General features: G+C 47.3%; 16 protein-coding genes and 1 pseudogene. 10 read left to right on the top strand and 7 right to left on the bottom strand.

Features of this window, described 5'->3' with window-relative positions:
* The first annotated feature begins 9 nt into the window (after positions 1 to 9).
* From ribD to MA2_RS04165, 3 genes are all read left to right on the top strand, one after another.
* Positions 10 to 1,068: a bifunctional diaminohydroxyphosphoribosylaminopyrimidine deaminase/5-amino-6-(5-phosphoribosylamino)uracil reductase RibD gene (gene ribD, locus MA2_RS04175; RefSeq protein WP_067056942.1), complete on the top strand. Its 1,059-nt coding sequence runs from the start codon at positions 10 to 12 to the stop codon at positions 1,066 to 1,068.
* A gap of 443 nt (positions 1,069 to 1,511) precedes the next feature.
* A complete protein-coding gene (locus MA2_RS04170; RefSeq protein ID WP_067056938.1) occupies positions 1,512 to 2,174 on the top strand; it encodes a riboflavin synthase in 663 nt (220 codons plus the stop codon).
* Positions 2,175 to 2,377: 203 nt separating this feature from the next.
* Positions 2,378 to 3,718: a CAP domain-containing protein gene (locus tag MA2_RS04165; RefSeq protein WP_067056936.1), complete on the top strand. Its 1,341-nt coding sequence runs from the start codon at positions 2,378 to 2,380 to the stop codon at positions 3,716 to 3,718.
* A gap of 22 nt (positions 3,719 to 3,740) precedes the next feature.
* On the opposite strand, the gene MA2_RS04160 is transcribed toward MA2_RS04165, so the two are convergent.
* Together MA2_RS04160 and MA2_RS04155 are read right to left on the bottom strand one after the other, a co-directional pair.
* Entirely contained in the window at positions 3,741 to 6,512 is a 2,772-nt protein-coding gene (locus MA2_RS04160) for a hybrid sensor histidine kinase/response regulator (RefSeq protein WP_079352194.1), read from the bottom strand.
* A 36-nt stretch (positions 6,513 to 6,548) separates the two neighbouring features.
* Positions 6,549 to 7,652: an RNA-guided endonuclease InsQ/TnpB family protein gene (locus MA2_RS04155; protein ID WP_067056930.1), complete on the bottom strand. Its 1,104-nt coding sequence runs from the start codon at positions 7,650 to 7,652 to the stop codon at positions 6,549 to 6,551.
* Positions 7,653 to 8,013: 361 nt separating this feature from the next.
* On the opposite strand from MA2_RS04155, the gene fmt reads away from it, so the two are divergent.
* The 3 genes from fmt (at position 8,014) to thrC (ending at position 11,917) form a co-directional block, all read left to right on the top strand.
* Positions 8,014 to 9,012, top strand: a complete 999-nt coding sequence (fmt, locus tag MA2_RS04150; protein ID WP_067056927.1) for a methionyl-tRNA formyltransferase — start codon at positions 8,014 to 8,016, stop codon at positions 9,010 to 9,012.
* The gene (gene rsmB, locus MA2_RS04145) at positions 9,009 to 10,376 is read left to right on the top strand and encodes a 16S rRNA (cytosine(967)-C(5))-methyltransferase RsmB (RefSeq protein WP_067056924.1); all 1,368 of its coding nucleotides are present in this window, start codon (positions 9,009 to 9,011) and stop codon (positions 10,374 to 10,376) included. The genes fmt and rsmB overlap by 4 nt, the downstream gene beginning before the upstream one ends.
* Before the next feature lie 125 nt (positions 10,377 to 10,501).
* On the top strand, positions 10,502 to 11,917 hold the full coding sequence (gene thrC, locus MA2_RS04140) for a threonine synthase (protein ID WP_067056920.1): 1,416 nt from the start codon (positions 10,502 to 10,504) through the stop codon (positions 11,915 to 11,917).
* 98 nt (positions 11,918 to 12,015) lie between these two features.
* Here thrC and tnpA read toward each other — a convergent pair.
* A pseudogene (gene tnpA / locus MA2_RS04135) lies at positions 12,016 to 12,413 on the bottom strand (IS200/IS605 family transposase).
* 290 nt (positions 12,414 to 12,703) lie between these two features.
* Between tnpA and MA2_RS11550 the strand changes: the two are divergent.
* A complete protein-coding gene (locus MA2_RS11550) occupies positions 12,704 to 12,916 on the top strand; it encodes a zinc ribbon domain-containing protein (protein ID WP_373279746.1) in 213 nt (70 codons plus the stop codon).
* Positions 12,917 to 12,937: 21 nt separating this feature from the next.
* Here MA2_RS11550 and MA2_RS04130 read toward each other — a convergent pair whose 3' ends face one another.
* The 4 genes from MA2_RS04130 to MA2_RS04115 form a co-directional block, all read right to left on the bottom strand.
* Positions 12,938 to 13,192 carry a GlsB/YeaQ/YmgE family stress response membrane protein gene (locus MA2_RS04130; RefSeq protein WP_067056917.1) on the bottom strand — a complete coding sequence of 85 codons (255 nt, stop codon included), beginning with the start codon at positions 13,190 to 13,192 and terminating at the stop codon, positions 12,938 to 12,940.
* Positions 13,193 to 13,364: 172 nt separating this feature from the next.
* A complete protein-coding gene (gene mpl, locus MA2_RS04125; RefSeq protein WP_067057050.1) occupies positions 13,365 to 14,789 on the bottom strand; it encodes a UDP-N-acetylmuramate:L-alanyl-gamma-D-glutamyl-meso-diaminopimelate ligase in 1,425 nt (474 codons plus the stop codon).
* Positions 14,790 to 14,898: 109 nt separating this feature from the next.
* Positions 14,899 to 15,939, bottom strand: coding sequence for a YheT family hydrolase (locus tag MA2_RS04120; RefSeq protein ID WP_067056914.1), 1,041 nt, complete (start codon positions 15,937 to 15,939; stop codon positions 14,899 to 14,901).
* A gap of 83 nt (positions 15,940 to 16,022) precedes the next feature.
* The gene (locus MA2_RS04115) at positions 16,023 to 16,625 is read right to left on the bottom strand and encodes a YigZ family protein (protein ID WP_067056911.1); all 603 of its coding nucleotides are present in this window, start codon (positions 16,623 to 16,625) and stop codon (positions 16,023 to 16,025) included.
* A gap of 390 nt (positions 16,626 to 17,015) precedes the next feature.
* On the opposite strand from MA2_RS04115, the gene MA2_RS04110 reads away from it, so the two are divergent.
* From MA2_RS04110 to dnaJ, 3 genes are all read left to right on the top strand, one after another.
* Entirely contained in the window at positions 17,016 to 18,146 is a 1,131-nt protein-coding gene (locus MA2_RS04110; protein ID WP_245945357.1) for a hypothetical protein, read from the top strand.
* Between the two features lie 193 nt (positions 18,147 to 18,339).
* Entirely contained in the window at positions 18,340 to 19,050 is a 711-nt protein-coding gene (locus tag MA2_RS04105) for a pseudouridine synthase (protein WP_067056908.1), read from the top strand.
* Between the two features lie 234 nt (positions 19,051 to 19,284).
* Entirely contained in the window at positions 19,285 to 20,433 is a 1,149-nt protein-coding gene (dnaJ, locus tag MA2_RS04100) for a molecular chaperone DnaJ (RefSeq protein ID WP_067056906.1), read from the top strand.
* The last annotated feature ends 45 nt before the right edge of the window (positions 20,434 to 20,478 follow it).

Below are 20,478 nucleotides of genomic sequence, written 5' to 3'. Positions count from 1 at the left end.
AAGTCGTTTATGTCCGTCTCTAACTCAATTGATGTGTATTACATGCAGCGTGCGATCGAGTTGGCAAAACGTGGTCAATATACCACGCGCCCCAACCCGAATGTTGGCTGTGTGCTGGTGCGAGATGGGCAGGTACTGGGCGAAGGCTTTCATGCACGCGCAGGTCAGCCACATGCTGAGGTCATGGCATTACGTGCCGCACAGGTATCGGGACAAGCTGTAAACGGTGCGACAGCGTACGTCACGCTTGAACCGTGCAGCCATCATGGGCGTACACCGCCGTGTGCTGATGCGCTAATTGCTGCTGGTATTGCACGGGTGGTCATAGCAGTCAGCGATCCCAATCCAAAAGTTGCAGGTAACGGCATTGCCAAATTACGGACAGCAGGTCTTGAAGTACAAACAGGGATTTGCGAGGCACAAGCAGCTGCACTTAATGCAGGTTTTTTGCGCTGTATGCAAGGCGGCTTGCCGTGGGTACGCGCCAAAATTGCCTGTAGCCTTGATGGGCGTATTGCGCTAGCCGATGGTACGTCTAAATGGATCACAGGTGACGCCGCGCGCGAGGATGGGCAGCGTTTGCGTGCACGCTCGGGTGCGATTATCACAGGCAGCCAAACCGTGTTAAGTGACACGCCGCGTATGGATGTGCGCAGCACCAGTTTGGGTGTACCTGTGGCAGATATTCCAGCGCCTTGGCTGGTTGTCCTAGACCGCCAAGCGCGTATCAGCCTTGATAGTGATTGGGTACACGCGCAGGTACAAAACCGCCCATTGTGGATGGTGCAATCCCCCGATCTGTCTTTGGTTGAAGTTTTAAACGAGCTCAAACAACGCCAAGTGTATGAGGTATTGATTGAAGCGGGCGCGCGCGTGACTACCGCATTTTTGCAGGCAGGTTTGGTTGATGAACTGATTGTCTATCAAGCGCCTTGTCTGTTGGGACAAAATGCGCAGCCTATGTTTATCGCGGATATCGGCGCATTGAACCAGCAACTACGTTTAGATATGGTTTCACATGAAACATTTGGGCAAGATCGTAAATTGACATTCACGATTGCCAAGTAATACTAAACAATGGATTTTATCCTTTATTTTGGTTGGCTTTGACCTTTGGCGCACTAGATATAGTGTATTAAAAGTTATCCACTTTAAAAAATGATCTGAGCATAGCTTTTATAAGCAGGATTAGTTGCTGTGGATAAGTGTTTCACATGAAACATTTTAATAAATATCCTAGCCGAATTGCGCATAAAAAGCCTAGATATATATAGGTTTCACATGAAACATATCATCTGGTCAAAAGATTTATCAAGCGCAGCATCATGGTGGATAACTTTTTCACGCTAGCCAAATTTTTTGTAGTAGATAAAGTTATCCACAAATTACATGGGCTTAATGATTAGCATTGAACACTAAAAAATCAAATCAAATGGGCTCATTTAAAAAGCTTTTATATCATTTGGCTTAATAGTAGTCATAGATAAAATCAGACACCAAGGAGCTACGCTATGTTTACAGGCATTATCCAGACAGTGGGTCAAATAGCGCGTATCGAACAGCGCGGCGGTGATTTACGCCTAACGATTCGCGCAGCACAGTTAGATTTTGGCGATGTCAAGTTGGGTGATTCAATCGCCAGTAACGGCGTGTGCTTAACCGTGGTGGATTACGGCACAGATTGGTACGCAGTCGATGTGTCGCGTGAAACCCTAACCAAAACCACATTGGGTGATTGGCAAGTTGGTACGTTGGTCAATCTAGAAAAAGCCATGCTACCAACGACACGCTTTGGTGGGCATATCGTTGCAGGGCACGTCGATGCAGTGGCACAAATCGCAAGTTTAAACCAAGATGCGCGCTCTTTGCTTGTCAGCATTGAATTGCCCAATGATATTGCCAAATATGCCGCCACCAAAGGCTCAATTACAGTGGATGGCATTAGCCTAACCAGTAATCGTGTTGAGGATAATACGGTGTGGCTAAATATCATTCCGCATACTGCCGAGGTCACCAATATCGGGCGGCAATGGCGTGTGGGGCAACGGGTGAATATTGAGGTTGATTTACTGGCACGGTATTTAGAACGTTTGCTATCAAGCGATCATGCCAATGTTGCTATCAAACAAGACATTGATGAAGCGTTTTTGGCACAGCATGGTTTTATGCGCTAGTATTGATCGGTTAATTATTTTCACATGCGAAGTTTTAACAGTAATTGTAATTTTATTTTAAAATATACATTGACAAGTGGTTAATTTTACGTTATTTTTTAATAAAATTTTATTCTGTACTGCTTTATCAATTTAGCCAAACAATAATCTGTTTTCCCATCGCCGCTTTATCTGTGCCCATCACCGTTTGTTAGGATAATATCATGCGCCATTCATTGTTTATCAATCGATCCACCCATGCCTTGATGCGATCGATATTTTTAAGGACTGCATTAAAAACTGCCATAACCACGGCAATTGCGCTTAGCCTTGCGGCATGTGGTGGTGGTGGCGGTGGTGGTGGCTCAAGTTCCTCTGATGTTGTCTCAAACGCTGCTAGCAACCCACCTGTTAATACACCAACCACAACCACAGCTACCAGTAGCACCGTCGGTACAGCTACCACGCCCACGGATGGTACACCTGCTGCGCCAGTGGGTGTGAACACACCGACCACCCCTGCGGTCAGTGTGACCGAAACAACCACCCCACTTACCGCTGCACCTACATATCCCACCCCTGTCATTGTCGCCAGCGGTCAGCAGGCTGCTTTGCAATTGCTAAGCGACAATCGGCAAAGCTGCGGTTTTGGTGCGCTTCGTACTAACCCAAATTTGACCGTCTCTGCTGCCAACCACGCCAATTACTTAGCATGGCTAAGCCAAAGCAATCGCCAGCCCATCGCGGCTCACCATGAATCGGTCTTAACAGACACGCAAGGCAATACCCTTGCCAACAGCGGTATTACAAACCCGTATTTTAGTGGTAACGATGTCAACACGCGTCTTAATCCGACCACGTTGGGCGCTCGCGCTAACCCAACACGCTATGACGCATATCGCGGTGTAGTTGGTGAAAGCCTTGCGATGGCAAATTTTGGCACCACAGGCGGCTACCCCAGCCTTGATAGTGCCGCGAATGCCAAAGATATGCTGATTGGGCTACTGGCCGCGCCTTATCATGCGCGCAGCATGGTGTTGCCTGTGTTCAATGAAGTCGGTGTAAGTTATGCTGAGGTGCAGTGGTCAAGACCTGAGCCGCAGATTGACAACCGCACCTATTACTATACTCAAAGTATTTTAGAATTGGTCTTATCGTTACCTGCCCATGCCACACCAACAGTAAATAACAGCGTGTTGTCTTATCCATGCGAAGGCTCGGTGACAGCGTATGAGCTGACTCACGAAGACCCCAACCCATTTGGCAACACGCGCGATTTGGCACAACGACCCATCGGACAGCCGATTTATATCCTTGCACCTGAAGGTAAAACCGTGCAAACGGCTAGCGGCAGCATCAGCCAAAATGGACAAAATGTTGGCTTTATGCATGTTTTAACCAAAGCTAATGATCCTAACCAGCTACTCAACGCCAATGAAGTAATCTTGATGCCAGATACACCGCTACAACCCGACACGGCGTATCAAGTGCGCTACGATCTGACGCTAAATGACGGTGAGCGCGTGAGTAAAGCGTTTAATCTGCGCACCAAAACCAAAAGCTAACCACAATCGCCTGTTTGCGCGGTTACGCCAACAGGTGACGCTGCAGCATTTGCGCCAATTTTTCACGATTGACGGGCTTGGACAAAAAATCGTCCATGCCTGCTTGTAGGCAAGCTGTGCGGTCATCATCCGTATCACTGGCGGTCAGTGCAATGATGGGGATACTGTCTTGTTGGGCACGGATCAAACGGCTGACCTCCAAGCCGTCTAAAATCGGCATGCGGCAGTCCATCAAAATCAGCCCGATTTGGTTGCGTTTGGCATTTAGCTGCTCGATCGCCTCTTCACCATTGGTGGCAATGATTGATGGATAACCCAAAATCGCTAAGTGTTTTTCGATGATTTTTTGGTTTAACACGTTGTCTTCTGCCACCAAAATGGTTTTGCTGCGAAATAACATTGGCTTATCGGTATGGCTTGCGTTTTGCGTTTGATTGTTGGTTGACACGCCGCTGGATTGTTGGCTTTGCCACTGCTGCAAAAACGCTTTAAACGCCACTTGCGGTGGTAAATCAGGCTGCTTGTTGGTGCTGCTCACAATATTATCATCCGTACGGCATAGCTGCTTGATTTCGCCGATTAGCACGTTTAAAAAGATTGGCTTACGCACAATCGCGTCGTATTGTGCCGCACGTTTTGGTTCGATGTGCTCGGACTTGTCCATACTTAGCAGGATTTTTTTGCAGTGAGTTAAACCGCCAAAATCAAGCGTTTGCGTCTGGTATAAAGCCTCATCAACCAACAAGATGAGTTGATGGCCAGTTAAATTGGTTTGACGAATTTTGGCTAACGTATCTGGGTTAAGCTGCCTAAAGCTGGTGTTGGCAATCTCAAACCCATTAAACACCTCTGCCAAGCGTTGATTGACCAACTCAAATGGCGACAACGTCACCACATACACCGATAAATGCTCAGGCGTCATGCTAAGCACAGGGCGTCGGCTGTAGCGCTTAAGTGGAAAATAAACCTGAAATTCACTGCCTTGCCCAAATGTGCTATTTAGGTGAATAAAACCACCAAGTAACTGCGAAAACCGATTGGAGATCGCAAGCCCCAAACCTGTGCCACCAAATTGCTGACTGATCGATGCATTGGCTTGGTTAAAACACTTAAACAATTTGGCTTGGTCAGCATCTTTGATGCCAATGCCTGTATCTTTGACGCAAATACGCAGCCAATATGGTGCGTCGCTATCCTTGGGGTGGTGCTGTTGAATGACAGCATTATGATACGGTACGCTGTCAATCAAAATTGCCACGTAGCCTTGTTGGGTAAATTTAATCGCATTTGAAAGCAAGTTGAGTAAAATTTGCCGCAGCTGTCCGCCATCGGTGTCGATAAAGTGCGGCACTTGTGGGTCAAAAAACACATACAGCTGAATTTTTTGCTGCTTGGCACGGCTAAGCATCAGTTCGGCGACTTGGCGCACCAGCTGCACCAAATCCACGTAGTCAATGTTGGTTTGTAATTTGCCTGCATTGAGTTTGGCAGCATCGAGCATGTCATTGAGCAGTTGCAGCATCATTTGTACCGACTGCTGCATGGTGGCTAGTGTATCGGCTTGTTCGCCATCGAGTTTGGTTTTGTTTTCCAGTAGCAAATCCAATATGCCAAGCGTGCCAGTCAGCGGCGTGCGTAGCTCATGACTCATCTCTGCCCATAGCTTGTTGATTTCATCAATACGGTCGGTCAGCTGTTTATTGACCTGCGCGGCGTGCATAAGTTTGCTGTGATAATCTGATACACCAAGCAAAGCACCGCTAAAACCTGCCAATTTGCCAAAGCGGTTATAAAATGGCTTAAGCTGCAACGCAAAATGTTGATCGCCTTGCAAGTTGGTGACCGCAAGGCTCACACGCGCTGGATGCTCGCTGAGCTCTGCCAAATGCTGCTGGGTGATCTTGTCTGTACCAAAGACAAAATCGCTGAGCATATAGGTCACGCTTTTGTTAAACGAAATGCCAAACGTCTGGGCAAATTGATCATTAAAATATGTGATCTGCCCACGGCGGTTGGTCAAAAACAAACTGACAGGTGCGTTATCGACCAAATGGGCTTGTCTATAGTCCAAAATCGCCAATTGATGACGATAACGCTCGATGCGATAGGCATTACGGTTGATCAGCTGCCCAAGCTTACGCAAATCCGTATAGCGCATGGCATGACCCGTCAGCGGCTGATACGTGCGATTTTGCCCCAAACTTGCCCGATCGGCATATGCCAAGATCGAATTCCATGCCTCAGCACGCAAACGCAAGTGATAAGCCAGCCACAGCAGTACCAACACCATCAAAACAAACGGTACAAGATACAATGGCGATAGCAAATGGCGCAAAATTGGCTGATACGTGCCACCAATGTACGCAGAGTAGCCGCGATCAAGGCTTAACCAGCTCTCAAAGCCATTTAAATGATAAATAGTTAATTCATGCTGCAAATTTGAGCGCGCGCTGCTGCTATAACCCAAGCTTTGTGCATCATTGGTAATGATGAAAATTTGCCCATCTGGCGCAAAAATCGTGATCTGATACGCCTCAATCATCGACGAGGTGATCAAACTTAGGCGCACATCTTGCCAAGATTGCAAACGTTGCCCTTGCAGCAAGCGACTGGTGCGCTCATTGATTTCATGCGTTACATTTTGCAAAAACGCTTGTGTTGCCAAACGTTGGCGTTGTTTGGCGTACCAAAACAGCATGGCATATTGCGCGATGACAAACGCCAATAAAATAACCAACGCCCAACGCCAAAGTCGCCGCTGCAAGATCGAGCGAGGTAGCCAGTTGTTCATCATAACGGCGTGATAATGCGTATTGACTTCCTCCCCTCCCTAAAGTGAGGGGATTCCTTCTACAAGACGGTCAAGCCCGACCGCAAGAATGTTCTTACTGGCGTTAATATCTCTATCATGCCGTGTGCCACACTTTGCACAAGTCCATTCTCTTATTCGCAAACCTGCGCTACCTTTCGGACTACTGGACATATCGCCACAGCACGAACAAGTTTGGGTAGTGTATTTCTCATTGACGATTTCAAAACGGCAACCTGCATGCTTGCATTTGTAGGTCAGTTGGCGTTTGAGTTCAAACCAACCTGCATCGTAAACCGATTTGGCTAGTTTGCCTTTTTTACTGCTAAATTGACTGGTTTTAACATCACCGACCACGATTAGGGCATTGTTTTTAACTAGCCCTGTGGTGAATTTGTGGATGAGGTCTTGGCGTGTGTTTTTGATTTTGGCATGAATCGCTTTGACACGTTGTTTATTTTTGGCACGTTGGGCGATACCCAATTTTTTAGCCCATGCCTGTGTTTGTTTGATTTGCAGTTTATCGCCGTTTGAGGCGGTGGCACTGTCTTTTAAGCCTAAGTCTATGCCGACACTACCTGTTCCACATCGCTGTTTTGGGTATTCTTTGACGGTGATACAGGCATACCAACGGTTACGGCTGTCTTGGACGACCTCAAGGGTGTTTATTTGATATAGGCTAAGATTGTAGCTATCCCATAGGTCTATAATTAGCTTTTGCCCTTTGGCTAAACTAAGCTGTAAGGTTGATTTTAAGCCTTTTTTACCCGTCTGATGGGTAGCCAGTAATTTGACTGCGGATTGCTTAAATGGAATCCAACCTAGGCTTTTACGCTTTGCCTTTGGGTTGTTGGTTCGCCATGATAGTTTAGCCTTTTTGAATTGGCGTCGCGATTTGGCATGGGTTTCGTTAATGGCTTGTATGGTTTGAGAGTGCAAGCCAAGGAATTCACCGCTACCTTTGGTGTATTCGTTTAGGTCATAGGCACTAAAGAATTTACCAGTACGTTGTAGGTATTTAAAACTCAAGTCATTGACATAGTTCCACACAAAATTGACCAAACCGCTTAGGCGGTTTAGTTGGTCTGTGTGTTTGTCTTTTATGCGTAGCTTGAGGGTTTTCATGGGGTTAGTTTAACCTATTTAACAAGTTTCTGTGTGTAAGCATGGTTTCAAAGTTGCCTTATATCCACCGCCTAAAGTCGCAGGTTTACGGCAACGGAGGATAAATGGGGTGTGGGCAGGCGCAGCACGGTGCTAAAAATCAGCATAGAATTGGCTGAACGATGTTCAGCTGCAATCGACAAGCGATTATAACAATTCTTATCCGTGCCAACAATCTAACTTGTGTCAGCGTTTTACGCAACAAGCTTTGTGCAAGTACTGCTCATAAATTAGCGTCTGCACCAAATTGTGACTATAATAGAAGTATATTCATAGTGGCATATCAAATAGTAACAACGGTTCAAAGCACAGACCCAACCCCATGACTTTATTCCAAACCAATTCTCACTTAAATCATCCCTTGCGCGTGGTGTTTGCTGGCACGCCTGATTTTGCCGCTGCAAGCTTAGCGGCGTTGTTGGCCATGCCGCCTGATCAAGTGCAAGTGGTAGCCGTCTATACCCAGCCAGACCGCAAGGCAGGACGTGGGCAGCAGCTACGTGCATCGCCTGTCAAGCAACTGGCATTGCAATACGGCTTGGCCGTTGAGCAGCCCAAAAGCTTTAGCCTAAAGCATGAGCTTGGTATGGTTTCACGTGAAACATTGGCAGCCTACCAACCTGATGTCATGATAGTGGCGGCTTATGGTTTGATTTTGCCCAAAGGCGTGCTTGCTTTGCCCAAATTTGGCTGCATCAACGTGCATGCCTCACTGTTGCCACGTTGGCGTGGTGCAGCTCCTATTCAGCGCGCAATCTTGGCAGGCGATGACCAAACAGGGATTACCATCATGCAAATGGCGGCAGGGCTGGATACAGGCGATATACTGTATCAAGTCGCTTGCCCCATCACACCCACCACAACCACAGCAAGCTTACATGATGAATTGGCTCAGCTTGGCGGGCAAGCGCTGGTCACCGTGCTACAAGATTTACCGAACTATCAGCAGCACGCCCAAGTGCAAGACGATAGCCAAGCCAACTACGCCGATAAAATCAGTAGTACTGAAGGACGCATCAACTGGCAGCAAGATGTGGCAGATATTGACCGTCAAATCCGCGCGCTTAACGCCTATACCGAGCACAACGACACACGCGTGAAGGTATTGGCCTGCGCGCCTGCACCGTTTGCCGACGCGCCAAACGAGCAACCTGTAGGCACCGTGATTGCAATAGATAACCAAGCGATCCAAGTCATCTGTGGCACATCAAAACCACAAATCCTTGACTTGACCCAACTGCAGTGGGCAGGCGGCAAGCCCTTGAGTGCCGCCCAAATTCATGCAGGTCATAAACTGCAGATTGGCGAGCGTCTAGCATGAGTGACCACGTCTTGCAGCTCGCCCATCTACGTGACCCACGCGCACAGGTCATCTACGTATTAGCCCAAATTCAGCAGGGTGCATCGCTAAGCAGTCTGACGCCCGCCTTATTCGCCACAATCGATGAGTCAAACCGCGCGTTTAGCCACGAGCTGCTATACGGCACGCTGCGCCAGTGGTGGGCACTAAGCCGTATTATCGAAAGCCTTGCCACGCGCTCTGTCGAAGATCCGCAGGTTATTGCCGCGCTGCATATTGGGCTGTACCAGCTGTTGTATCTTGATACACCCGATTATGCCGCAGTGAATAGCACGCTTGAGGCATTAAAAACGTTAGATGGCGCACGTGCCACAGGCTTTGTCAATGCAATTTTGCGCAAAGTACAAAAATCGGCCGCTAAATATGCCAAAAAAGTTAATCAGCACCACAGTTTGCCCAATTGGTTGGCAAAACAGTTCAAACAAGATTGGGCAGAGCATTACAACGCGCTGGGGCAAGCGTTGCGCCAGCCTGCGCCGATTTTTTTACGTGTCAATCACCAACGTACGGACATTGCCAATTACAGCGCACTACTGACAAAACGCAATATTGCACATGAGATCACACCCATTGGTTTGGCGGATACCCAAGCGATTCGGTTGGTTAATAAAATCAAAATCCAAGATTTACCGCACTTTGCCGATGGTTGGGTCAGCGTACAGGATTTACACGCGCAAATTGCAGGCTATTTATTGGCAGCGTGTGACTTTAGCCACAAGCAAGCAAACGGCTTAAATATTTTGGATGCTTGCGCCGCACCGGGTGGCAAAACCGCGCATTTATTAGAACTCAGCAATATCAATAAAAAGTTTCACGTGAAACATCTGACCGCACTAGACAATGAACCTAGCCGTTTACAACGTCTACAAAATAACGTCGCGCGTCTAAATTTAACCAATATTGATGTGTTACAGACTGTAGTTGCCGATGCCACTGCTTTTAAACAAGGGCAATACGATGCTATTTTGCTTGATGCACCTTGTACCGCGACGGGTGTGATTCGTCGCCATCCTGACATCGCATTGCTGCGCCAACCAGATGATGTTACCCAAACCGTTGCCCTACAGGCGGCGATTTTACACAACATTTGGCAACAACTTAGCCCCGATGGTTATTTGCTGTATGTGACTTGCTCACTGTTGCAAGCCGAAAATGAACAGCAAATCGGCAGCTTCTTGCAACATCACCATGACGCGCACGTGGTGCCTTTTGACTTAAAGTTGCCCAATCAGCTGGCGGTTAGCGTGGGATATCAGTGCTTGCCACTTGATCCCAACGGTGGCGATGGGTTTTATTATGCCTTGCTGCAAAAAATCGCGCCCTAACTGGCAAATATCAGCGCGATTAACCATCAAAACTTAACACTCAGCATGGCGATTAGCGCAGGTTTGGGCTACAATGCGATTTAGCATATAAGTTTATCCAGTTTAAATTGAAGGGATTGATAACCATGCGATATATCAGCACGCGCGGGCGCACCGCACCGATGGCATTTAGTGATGTGTTATTGATGGGGCTTGCGCCCGATGGCGGCTTGATGTTGCCCGAGACGTATCCGACCATTGAGGCGGCGATGCTAGAACAATGGCGCGCGCTTAGCTACCCTGAATTGGCGTTTGCCATCATGCGGCTGTTTGTCGATGATATCCCAGAGGCAGATTTGCGCGATATCATCACGCGCACTTATACACCTGCTGTATTTGGTAGCGAAGCCATCACTCCCGTGCGTACACTGTCGGATGGTATCAAGATTTTGGAACTATCTAACGGCCCAACGCTGGCATTTAAAGATATTGCCATGCAGTTTTTGGGCAATGCGTTTGAATACGTGCTTAAGCGGCGCGGTGAGCGTATCACGATCATCGGTGCGACCAGTGGCGATACAGGTAGCGCGGCCGAATACGCGCTGCGCGGCAAAGACAATGTAGAAGTCTTTATGCTGTCACCGCATGGCAAAATGAGCGATTTTCAACGCGCACAAATGTATAGCCTGACCGATGCCAACATTCACAATATCGCTATTGAGGGCATGTTTGATGACTGTCAGGATATCGTCAAGGCCTTGCAACAAGATGCCGCTTTTAAAGCCAAGCACAATTTGAGCACAGTAAACTCGATCAACTGGGGACGGATTTTGGCGCAAATCGTGTACTATTTTAAAGGCTATTTTGCGGCAACCGCAGACAATAGCGAGCGCGTAAGCTTTTGTGTGCCATCGGGCAACTTTGGCAATATTTGTGCAGGGCATATCGCGCGTGAGATGGGCTTACCGATTGACCGCTTGATGGTGGCAACCAATGAAAATGATGTGTTGCATGAATTTTTTAGTACGGGCAATTACCGTCCACGGCGCGCTGCACAAACCTTTGTCACTTCTAGCCCGTCCATGGATATCTCTAAAGCGTCCAATTTTGAGCGTTTTATTTATTTGCTACTGCAAAAAAACAGCGAAGATGTCACACGTCTGTGGAATGATGTTGCTAGTGGGCAGGGCTTTGGGTTACCCGATAACTTAGCAGAAATCAGCGAACGTTATGGCTTTGTATCGGGTAAATCTACCCATGCCGACCGTGTGGTGACGATTCGTGAGGTTTACCAAACCGATGGCGAGTTAATCGATCCACATACCGCCGATGGCGTTGGGGTGGCACGGCGCTTGCGTAAACCCAATGAAACAGTGATCTGTGCAGAAACTGCCTTACCTGCCAAATTTGCCGAGACAATTTTTGAAGCCGTAGGCGATGTGAATATTCCGCGTCCGCAAGCCAGTGTTGGGCTAGAGGACTTGCCACAGCACGTTTTGGTATTAGCCAATGATGCCAATTTGGTTAAAGCAGAAATTGATAAACTTACGCCAAGTAATTAATGCACAGCTGCTAGTTTATCATCCGTTGCCGTAAAACCACCGACTTTAGGCGGTGGATATAAGGCAACTCCATAGCTATACTTACACACAGATGGTATTTAGTGCGGTGTATTTTGCTGTTCAATATACTGGCGAATAATCTCAATTGGAGCACCGCCACAACTACCTGCAAACAAAATAGCTAGGTGACTATAACGGATCACCTCATAATTGCCCATTGATGGACGGATATTGTTTTTTTACGAAGTAATCGACTGGAAACCCCTTTCAAGCTATTCACTAAGCTAGAAATAGCCACTTTAGGTTTAGGCGGATACACCACCAATAAATGCACATAGTCATTTTTACCGTCAAACTCAACCAATTCGGCCTCAAACTTTGAACAAACTTCCTTAAAGATGGCTTGCATATCGTCCAAAATCTCTTTGGTAAATACTTTTTTGCGGTATTTCTCCACAAAGACCAAATCCACATGAGGACGGTAAACAACGTTCATACAACGCCTTAAATCGTTTGATAGGTCATTAGACCAACTAAAACGCCTAAGTGGTTCGGTCAACTTCGTGTGGAACTACGTCATTGACTTGAGTGACAAACACCGACAACGTACCGGTAAATTCTTTTCCGCCTATGACCTAAACGAATACACCAAAGATAGCGGTGAACTACTCGGCTTGCATTCTCAAACCATACAAGCCATTAACGAGACCCACGCCAAGTCGCGACGCCAATTCAAAAAGGCTAAAGCAAAAAAGGCAAACTCATCAAATCGGTTTACGATGCAGATTGCCGTTTGCAATCGTAAATGAACGATACACTACCCAAACTTGTTCGTGCTGTAGCGATATGTCCAGTCGTCCGAAAAGTAGAGCAGATTTGCCAATAAGAGAATGGACTTGTGCTAAGTGTGGCACATGGCATGATAGATATATTAACGCCAGTAAGAACATTCTTGCGGTCGGGCTTGACCGTCTAGCAGTAGCAATCCCCTCACTTTAGGGAGGGGAGGAAGTTAAGTGATTAACGTGGGCGTTTGCCTGCAATCATCTCGTAGATAACCAACACGATGATCGAACCAATCACCGAAAGCACGAGCCCCATAAAGCCACCATTGGCATTTAAGTTCAATGCGCTGGCGATAAAACCACCGACCACCGCACCGATAATACCTAACACGATAGTCATAACCCAGCCCATCGCATCTGAGCCTGGTTTAATCGCTCGGGCAATGACCCCAACGATCAAACCCATAATAATCATATAGATAAAATTCATCATAACGCCAGTCCTTATCTTATCAATTCAATAATCATATAAACAAAATGCCATCTCCTTCGTGCAATTTTGTTTATCCCATGGCGTTAGTGTAATGTTTTGTCCTATGAAATCATAACGTTGCTTTGTTAAGAGTGTAGGCGTTGTGTGGTGTTCCTGCGATAAAATATATTTAAATCTGCTGCAAACGTGCTACCAAACGCTGATGGATACCCTCAAATCCACCATTTGACATAATAATAATCACGTCATCGTTACCCAACTGCGCGGCAATATGTTCGATAATATCCGCCGTGCTGTGCATCACTGATTGTCGGGCGGTATCGCCAATTGCATTTGCCACTGACCAATCCAAACTTGGCGGTTGATACCAAACGACCGTATCGGCAATTGCGGCAGATGGGGCAAGCAAGGTTTGGTGGGTACCTAGCTTCATCGTATTACTGCGAGGTTCGATGATCGCCCAAATTTTGCGTTTGCCAAAGCGCTTACGCGCCCCATCTAGCGTAGTGGCAATCGCAGTGGGATGATGGGCAAAGTCATCGTATACTTCAACATTGCCAATTTGCCCAACACGCTCCATACGGCGTTTGATACCTGCAAAATTTGATAACGCCTCACATGCCTGTGCTACCGATACGCCAACGTGGTGTGCGGCTGCAATTGCCGCCAGAGCATTTTGCACGCTGTGCAAGCCATTCATTTGCCAATCAACAGTACTATGTTCATCATGATGTTTCACGTGAAACATGCTGCCATCCTCGGCAGCGAGGGTAGCCTGCCAGTCGATGTTTGTGGTACCTTTTTCGCCCTGTGTGACAATTTGAGTGCGTGCTACAGGCGTCCAACAACCGTGCGCCAAAACTTGCTCAAGGCTTGGTGTATCAGCAGGCAGGATGATATTACCGTGACTAGGGATGGTGCGTACCAAGTGGTGAAACTGGGTCTGGATTGCGGCTAAATCGGCAAAGATATCAGCATGATCGTATTCAAGGTTGTTCAAAATCGCGGTGGTTGGGCGATAATGGACGAATTTTGACCGCTTATCAAAAAACGCACTGTCATATTCATCGGCTTCAATGACAAAATAACCTGTTTGCTCGTCAGTCGTGGGCTGCCCCAAATGACTGCTATGGGTAAACGCCGCTTGTAAGCGTGTATCAGTGGTATTGACCAACGGCACGCCACCAATCAAAAAGCCTGTATCAATACCTGCATATTGCAAAATCCACGCCAACATGGTGGTAGTCGAGGTTTTGCCATGCGTACCTGCTACCGCCAACACATGACGATGTTGTAGCACATGTTCTGCCAAAAATTGCGGGCCTGAGGTATAAGGCAGGCGCGCGTTGAGCATATATTCTACGGCTGCCATACCGCGTTTCATGGCATTGCCCACAATTACCAAATCTGGATGTGGCTGTAAATGCTCGGCGTGATAGCCTTGCATGATATCGATACCTGCATTTGCCAATTGGGTGGACATCGGCGGATAAACGTTGGCATCTGAGCCTGTGACTCGATGCCCCAAATCACGCGCCAACAACGCCAGCGAGCCCATAAACGTACCGCAAATGCCCAAAATATGAATATGCATAGCCAATCCCTTACCTGTAACCACCAATGGGGGCGTCAAAAACGCCATTGTAAGCCAGTTTTGGCAGAAAACCAAAAGCCAATATGAGAATTTGATGATAAAACACCGCCTAATGATTGATCTGCGCAGCATACACTGCCATAAAAAATTGCATGGCAGTGTTTGGCAACCAATCCAAACTAAACTTGCTATCTTGCCAGTCAATAAAACCAACATGCCCACCGTGCTTGCTGTACAACAAGCGTACCGCATCCGATATGTCATCCACCGTTGCCCGAATGCCGACAAATGGGTCATCTTTGGCTTGAATCAGCAAGGTGGGCTTGCTGATGTCCTGTAGCACAGGCAAGGCAGAAGACTGACGATAATAGTCAGCCGCATCGGCAAAGCCATTGCGCGGCGCGGTATAAACCTCATCAAAGCCATCAATAAAGTGCAACTTTTGCAGCTTATTGCGCGTCATAGAGTCGGTGGTTTTTTTGAGAGCCTTAGCCACTAGCGGCTTGAGCAAATACGGCGTATACACACGCTTTGCCACACCGCGATGCATCTTAACCGCTGCACTGATCAAGTCCACAGGCGCGCTAATCACCACCGCCGCATCACACAACGCCGCGTCACCTGTTTCACCCATATAACGTGCCAGCATATTGCCGCCCAATGACACACCTGCGGCAAATACATGCGCGTAGCGTTGTTTAAGCTGCATCAAAACAAATTGTGCTTCATAGGTATCGCCTGCATGATAATCTTTATAAGCGGTATTCTCCACACCACCGCAGCCACGAAAATGCACGATCACCGCATCCCAGCCATAACGCTGTGCACCCAACACAAACGCCTTGGCATATGCGCTATCACTACTGCCCTCAAGCCCGTGAAACATCATCGCCAGCGGTTTATCAAGATTTGGCGCGCCATTGGCATAAACAAAATCGTACGCTACCAACGTTTCGCCTGTGCTATCGGGGAGCAGCTCACGCTGATAGGCAGGTTCTTCGATGGGGACAAACCGTGGCAAAATCGTTTGGATATGCCGATTGGCCAACCAAAATGCAGGGTTAAATGGTTTGAGTTTTAGCGTATGGATATTAAACGTTGATCGTTGTGCTGATCCGTGTGTTGATGCTTGCGTGGTCTGGTCTGCCATAGTAACTGCCCAATAAGTTAGCTTTGGTATGTTATGTAAGATTTTGGCTGTCAAATGCGGCTATTAAAAACAGCGATTTATGCTCAAGGTTTTATGCTCACAGTTTTGCCCAAACTGTCTTGCAGTTTTGCCTTCAAGTCAGCAACTGCGCGTGTCGCTAGCTTAATGCTAAGCTGCACCTGCTGCTGATAGGTGACTGCCAATACCTCGCCGCCAAATCCTGCCACGATATGCCGAATAAAAGCCTCATCAGCAAACGCACAGTCAATACTCAGCTGTGCCAAAGGTTCAAATGGTGTCAGGGCCGCATCCGCCAATGTCGCTTGTGCTGCTGCACCATACGCGCGTGCTAGTCCACCTGCACCCAGTTTAATTCCACCAAAATAGCGCACCACCACCACAACGCAATTACCGATGGATTTATGTTGTAACAGGTTTAAGATTGGCTTACCTGCCGTACCAGTTGGCTCGCCATCGTCATCAAAACCTGCGTCTGTCGTATTGTGTGGATCACCGATGATATACGCCCAGCAATGATGACGCGCGTCAGGGTACTGTTGGCGTAATTGTTCCACGTGAAACAATGCTTGTTCTCGGCTTGCGACAGGATAAGCAAACGCCAAAAACTGGCTTTTTTTGATCTCAAGCGTGGCGTTACAAGGGCTATTTATAGTTGAATAAGTCATGAAGTGGCAGCGATATTCTCGTATTACATCATTAATATAATATAGCGGCTTTATGCATCGGTTTAAATGCACTTAGCAAAATATGGACAAATTGTTATAGCTGCATACAACAGGCTTACTTTTTAGTTTAGCCTAAAAATTTTAGTTCTATGAAATTGTAAAAATACGCTGATGGATAGTAACTGGCTTATTGTTTTGGTAAATAATGAGCTATGATCTAAAATTTTTATAACAATAATTTAGCAAAATATTGACAAAAACTTGCTTATATATTGCAAACGCTAACCTATAATAAGCCGCATGTAGTTTGGGCAAAAATTTTATAACCGACAGCCTTTGTATAGGTCATAGCAAGGTATATGCCACAACAAAGGCATTTGGGAGAATCAGATGAATGATCAATCACAGATGACACCAGCGCGTCGCCCTTCATGGCGTGGTATCTTAGCTGGCTTGTTGATGGGACTGGTGGTGTGGTTTGCCATGTTTTCGCTGGCATTGATACTAAGCGCATTTTTGTCGCTTGATCTACAAGGGGCGAGTATCACCGCAGGTATTTATGCCATCGTGACCGCTTTGCTCAGTGCTTACACGGCAGGTTATTTTGCGGTCAAAGCTTCAGCACCCGAGGCGCTATTCGGTGATGGCGTTGAGATTTTACCAAAAGATGCCACTTTGACAGGGATGCTAACTGCCGCTTCAATCATCGTATTGACCACATGGTTGGCAGTCAGTGGGCTAACTGGTGCGGTAAAAACCGCTGGCAACGTTGCAGGCGCGACAGCAAGTGCGGTGGGTAGCGCAGCAGGTGCGGTAGGTAATGCTGCAGGGTCAGTGATTGGTACAACGGCAAGCATAGCAACCACAGGGGCAACTGCCGCTGCCGCGTCGGGTCAAAGCGATGATATCGGCAATGGTCTGCAGGCGCTGTATAAAAAAGTTACGGGCGATATTAGCCGTGATGATATCGAAAGCTGGATTGCAAAAAATAATGATACCTTGAGCAAAGCACAAATCAGTGCGAGCGCTAATGTCATTGAAGACATGGTCAATAAAACCAAAACCCAAATGGCGGACATGGATTTTAGCGATATCGATACCTGGAAAAACTTGGATGAGTATGCCAAAAACCGCTTTGCGCAAATTGAAACCGCTATCAAAGGTCCAGAGCTGATCCAACGCCTTGAAAATGAAGGTTTAAGCGAGGCGCAAGCCCAACAGGTGCAACAAGAAGCCCTTACTACTTACCAAGACTACCGCGCCAAAACCGAACAGAGCATTGCCGATGCCAAAGCGCAAGTTGAGCAAACCAAAATCAAAGCGCAGCAAGCGGTCGATGAAGCCAAAGAAACCGCACGTAAAACTGCCTTGTACACAGGTTTGTTTGGTTTACTTAGCATGTTGTTCACTTTCTTAGCAAGCATTGCAGGGGCAAAACAAGCGGCCGCAAAATATCGCCTAGAGCGTCCGTTGGTTATCTCACGCACCACAACCACAACAGATAGCACGCATATATCATAAAAATGACCACACGCTTGCATAAAATCGTAGTACAGCGTTGAATGGCGTAAGCCTTGGACAAAGCCCAGCAGTTTTACTGGGCTTTGTCTACATTTAGCTTTTGCATTCACGCCAAACCCATCCACAGACAGCACAAAGTTTTAGCCAAATTGTGTTACACTAGCCAGCAAAATTTTAACCGATACCACCAACCATGCGTTTAGACAAATTTTTAAGTAAAGCCACCCAGCTATCGCGCAAAGACTGCAAACGAATTTTGCACAACGATGAAATCAGCGTCAATGGCGAGATTGTACGCGACGGCAGCGTGCATATTGATGAAGTCAATGATGATATCGATTGGTTTGGCGAGCCATTATCGGTCGCCACGGGCAGCCGCTATATTTTACTGTACAAGCCTGAAGGCTTTGAATGTACACTAAAACCCAAAGAATACCCGATTGTCACCGAATTGATTGACGTGCCCGAAGTACAAGCTTTGCGTATGGCAGGTAGGCTTGATGTGGATACCACAGGTGCATTGCTATTATCCGATGATGGCACATTTTTGCATCGCGTTACCAGTCCTAAGCACCACGTTGCCAAGACTTATGAATTGACCCTTGCCGACCCGATGGATGACACACAGCAAGCCTATGCCATTGACGCTTTGGCAAAAGGTGTCTTGCTAGAAGGTGAGCGCGACAAAACCAAGCCTGCACAGCTAAGCTTTACGGATCCTACCCATGCCACATTGGTTTTGACCGAGGGCAAGTACCACCAAGTCAAACGCATGATGGCGTATTTTGGCAACAAAGTTGTTGCCCTGCACCGAGCACGGATTGGCAGCATCACACTTGATGGTCTAGAAAAAGGTGATAGCCGCTTTTTAACCCAAGCTGAAATCGACCAGTTTTCACCTTAGCTATTTTATTGTATTCAAGCTAACAAGGTTTCACATGAAACCTTTTTTTTACTTTGGTGGTATTTTGCCCATAAAAATTACAAAAATTTACCATAAGCCTTGATAAATCGTTATTAATCGCCACTAAATCCCATATTTTAGCCAAATTTTTCATTTGACCTTGGCGAACATACCCAAATTGTCAAATACAACCAGACACAGACCAACAGCGCGGTCTGTGGGTGAGGAATAACGATGTCAAAACGAGATTTTTATGAGGTATTGGGCGTTGCCCGTACTGCAGACGAAACCGAAATTAAACGCGCCTACCGCAAACTGGCGATGAAATACCACCCTGACCGCAATCCCGATGACGCAGAAGCTGAAGAAAAATTCAAAGAAGCGTCATTGGCGTATGAGGTGTTAAGCGATAGCAACAAACGTTCGGCCTATGACCGCATGGGGCATGCGGCGTTTGAAAATGGCATGGGCGGCGGTGGCTTTTCGGGCAACTTCCAAGACATCTTTGGTGACTTGTTTGGCGGACGCGCAGGCGGCGGTTTTCAAGATATTTTTGGCGACATCTTTGGTGGCGCGCGCGGTGGGGCAAGCCGTCAGCGTCGTGGGTCAGATCTACGCTATATGCTGGATTTGACCTTAGAGGAGGCGGTGGCAGGCACCAAAAAAGAAATCACCTATACCGCGCCTGCACCCTGTGAGGCTTGTGATGGCAAAGGCGCAAAAAATAGCAGCGATATCACGACCTGTTCGACCTGTGGCGGGCACGGTGTGGTACGTATGCAGCAAGGTTTTTTTGCCGTACAACAAACGTGTCCAACTTGTCATGGCACAGGCAAGGAAATCAAAAATCCGTGTGATGTTTGCCATGGCACAGGCGTGCAAGAAAAATCACGCACTTTGGAAGTCACGATCCCTGCAGGGGTTGATACGGGTGATCGCGTGCGCTTATCGGGCGAGGGCGAGGCAATCGCAGGCGGTGAAAGCGGTGATTTGTATGTTGAAATCCGTGTGCTGCCACATGCCACCTTCACCCGTGAAGGCGCAGATTTGTATATGGATGTGCCTGTTAGCTTTGCCGATGCCGCCTTGGGGCGTGAGATTGAAGTGCCCACCCTTGAGGGGCGCGTGAATTTGCGTATTCCAGAGGGCACCCAAAGTCACAAAATATTTCGTATCAAGGGCAAAGGGGTTACGCCGATTCGCACGACCATGCGTGGGGATTTACTGTGCCGCGTGATTGTCGAAACGCCAACCAATCTCAACAGTCAGCAAAAAGACCTATTGCGCCAGTTGCAAGATTCGATGGGCGAGCATCAGCAATCACCACAGAAAAAATCATTTTTTAACCGCCTAAAAGATGATGTCAAAGATTTGTTTGACTAAATTCTGTTAGCTTTGAAATCTTTTGATCTTAATGAAGGCAAATTG

Origin of the sequence: Moraxella atlantae NBRC 14588 (assembly GCF_001591265.1) — a bacterium.
In the GTDB taxonomy this organism is placed as follows: domain Bacteria; phylum Pseudomonadota; class Gammaproteobacteria; order Pseudomonadales; family Moraxellaceae; genus Faucicola; species Faucicola atlantae.
This window is presented reverse-complemented; position numbering and strand designations above follow the sequence as displayed.

Coding starts and splice junctions, on each gene's coding strand:
- MA2_RS04170 (WP_067056938.1), top strand. CDS start 1,512: ATGTTTACAGGCATTATCCAGACAGTGGGTCAAATAGCGCGTATCGAA.
- dnaJ (WP_067056906.1), top strand. CDS start 19,285: ATGTCAAAACGAGATTTTTATGAGGTATTGGGCGTTGCCCGTACTGCA.
- ribD (WP_067056942.1), top strand. CDS start 10: ATGTCCGTCTCTAACTCAATTGATGTGTATTACATGCAGCGTGCGATC.
- MA2_RS04165 (WP_067056936.1), top strand. CDS start 2,378: ATGCGCCATTCATTGTTTATCAATCGATCCACCCATGCCTTGATGCGA.
- MA2_RS04160 (WP_079352194.1), bottom strand. CDS start 6,512: ATGATGAACAACTGGCTACCTCGCTCGATCTTGCAGCGGCGACTTTGG.
- MA2_RS04155 (WP_067056930.1), bottom strand. CDS start 7,652: ATGAAAACCCTCAAGCTACGCATAAAAGACAAACACACAGACCAACTA.
- MA2_RS04105 (WP_067056908.1), top strand. CDS start 18,340: ATGCGTTTAGACAAATTTTTAAGTAAAGCCACCCAGCTATCGCGCAAA.
- MA2_RS04115 (WP_067056911.1), bottom strand. CDS start 16,625: ATGACTTATTCAACTATAAATAGCCCTTGTAACGCCACGCTTGAGATC.
- fmt (WP_067056927.1), top strand. CDS start 8,014: ATGACTTTATTCCAAACCAATTCTCACTTAAATCATCCCTTGCGCGTG.
- MA2_RS04110 (WP_245945357.1), top strand. CDS start 17,016: ATGAATGATCAATCACAGATGACACCAGCGCGTCGCCCTTCATGGCGT.
- MA2_RS04120 (WP_067056914.1), bottom strand. CDS start 15,939: ATGGCAGACCAGACCACGCAAGCATCAACACACGGATCAGCACAACGA.
- rsmB (WP_067056924.1), top strand. CDS start 9,009: ATGAGTGACCACGTCTTGCAGCTCGCCCATCTACGTGACCCACGCGCA.
- thrC (WP_067056920.1), top strand. CDS start 10,502: ATGCGATATATCAGCACGCGCGGGCGCACCGCACCGATGGCATTTAGT.
- MA2_RS04130 (WP_067056917.1), bottom strand. CDS start 13,192: ATGAATTTTATCTATATGATTATTATGGGTTTGATCGTTGGGGTCATT.
- mpl (WP_067057050.1), bottom strand. CDS start 14,789: ATGCATATTCATATTTTGGGCATTTGCGGTACGTTTATGGGCTCGCTG.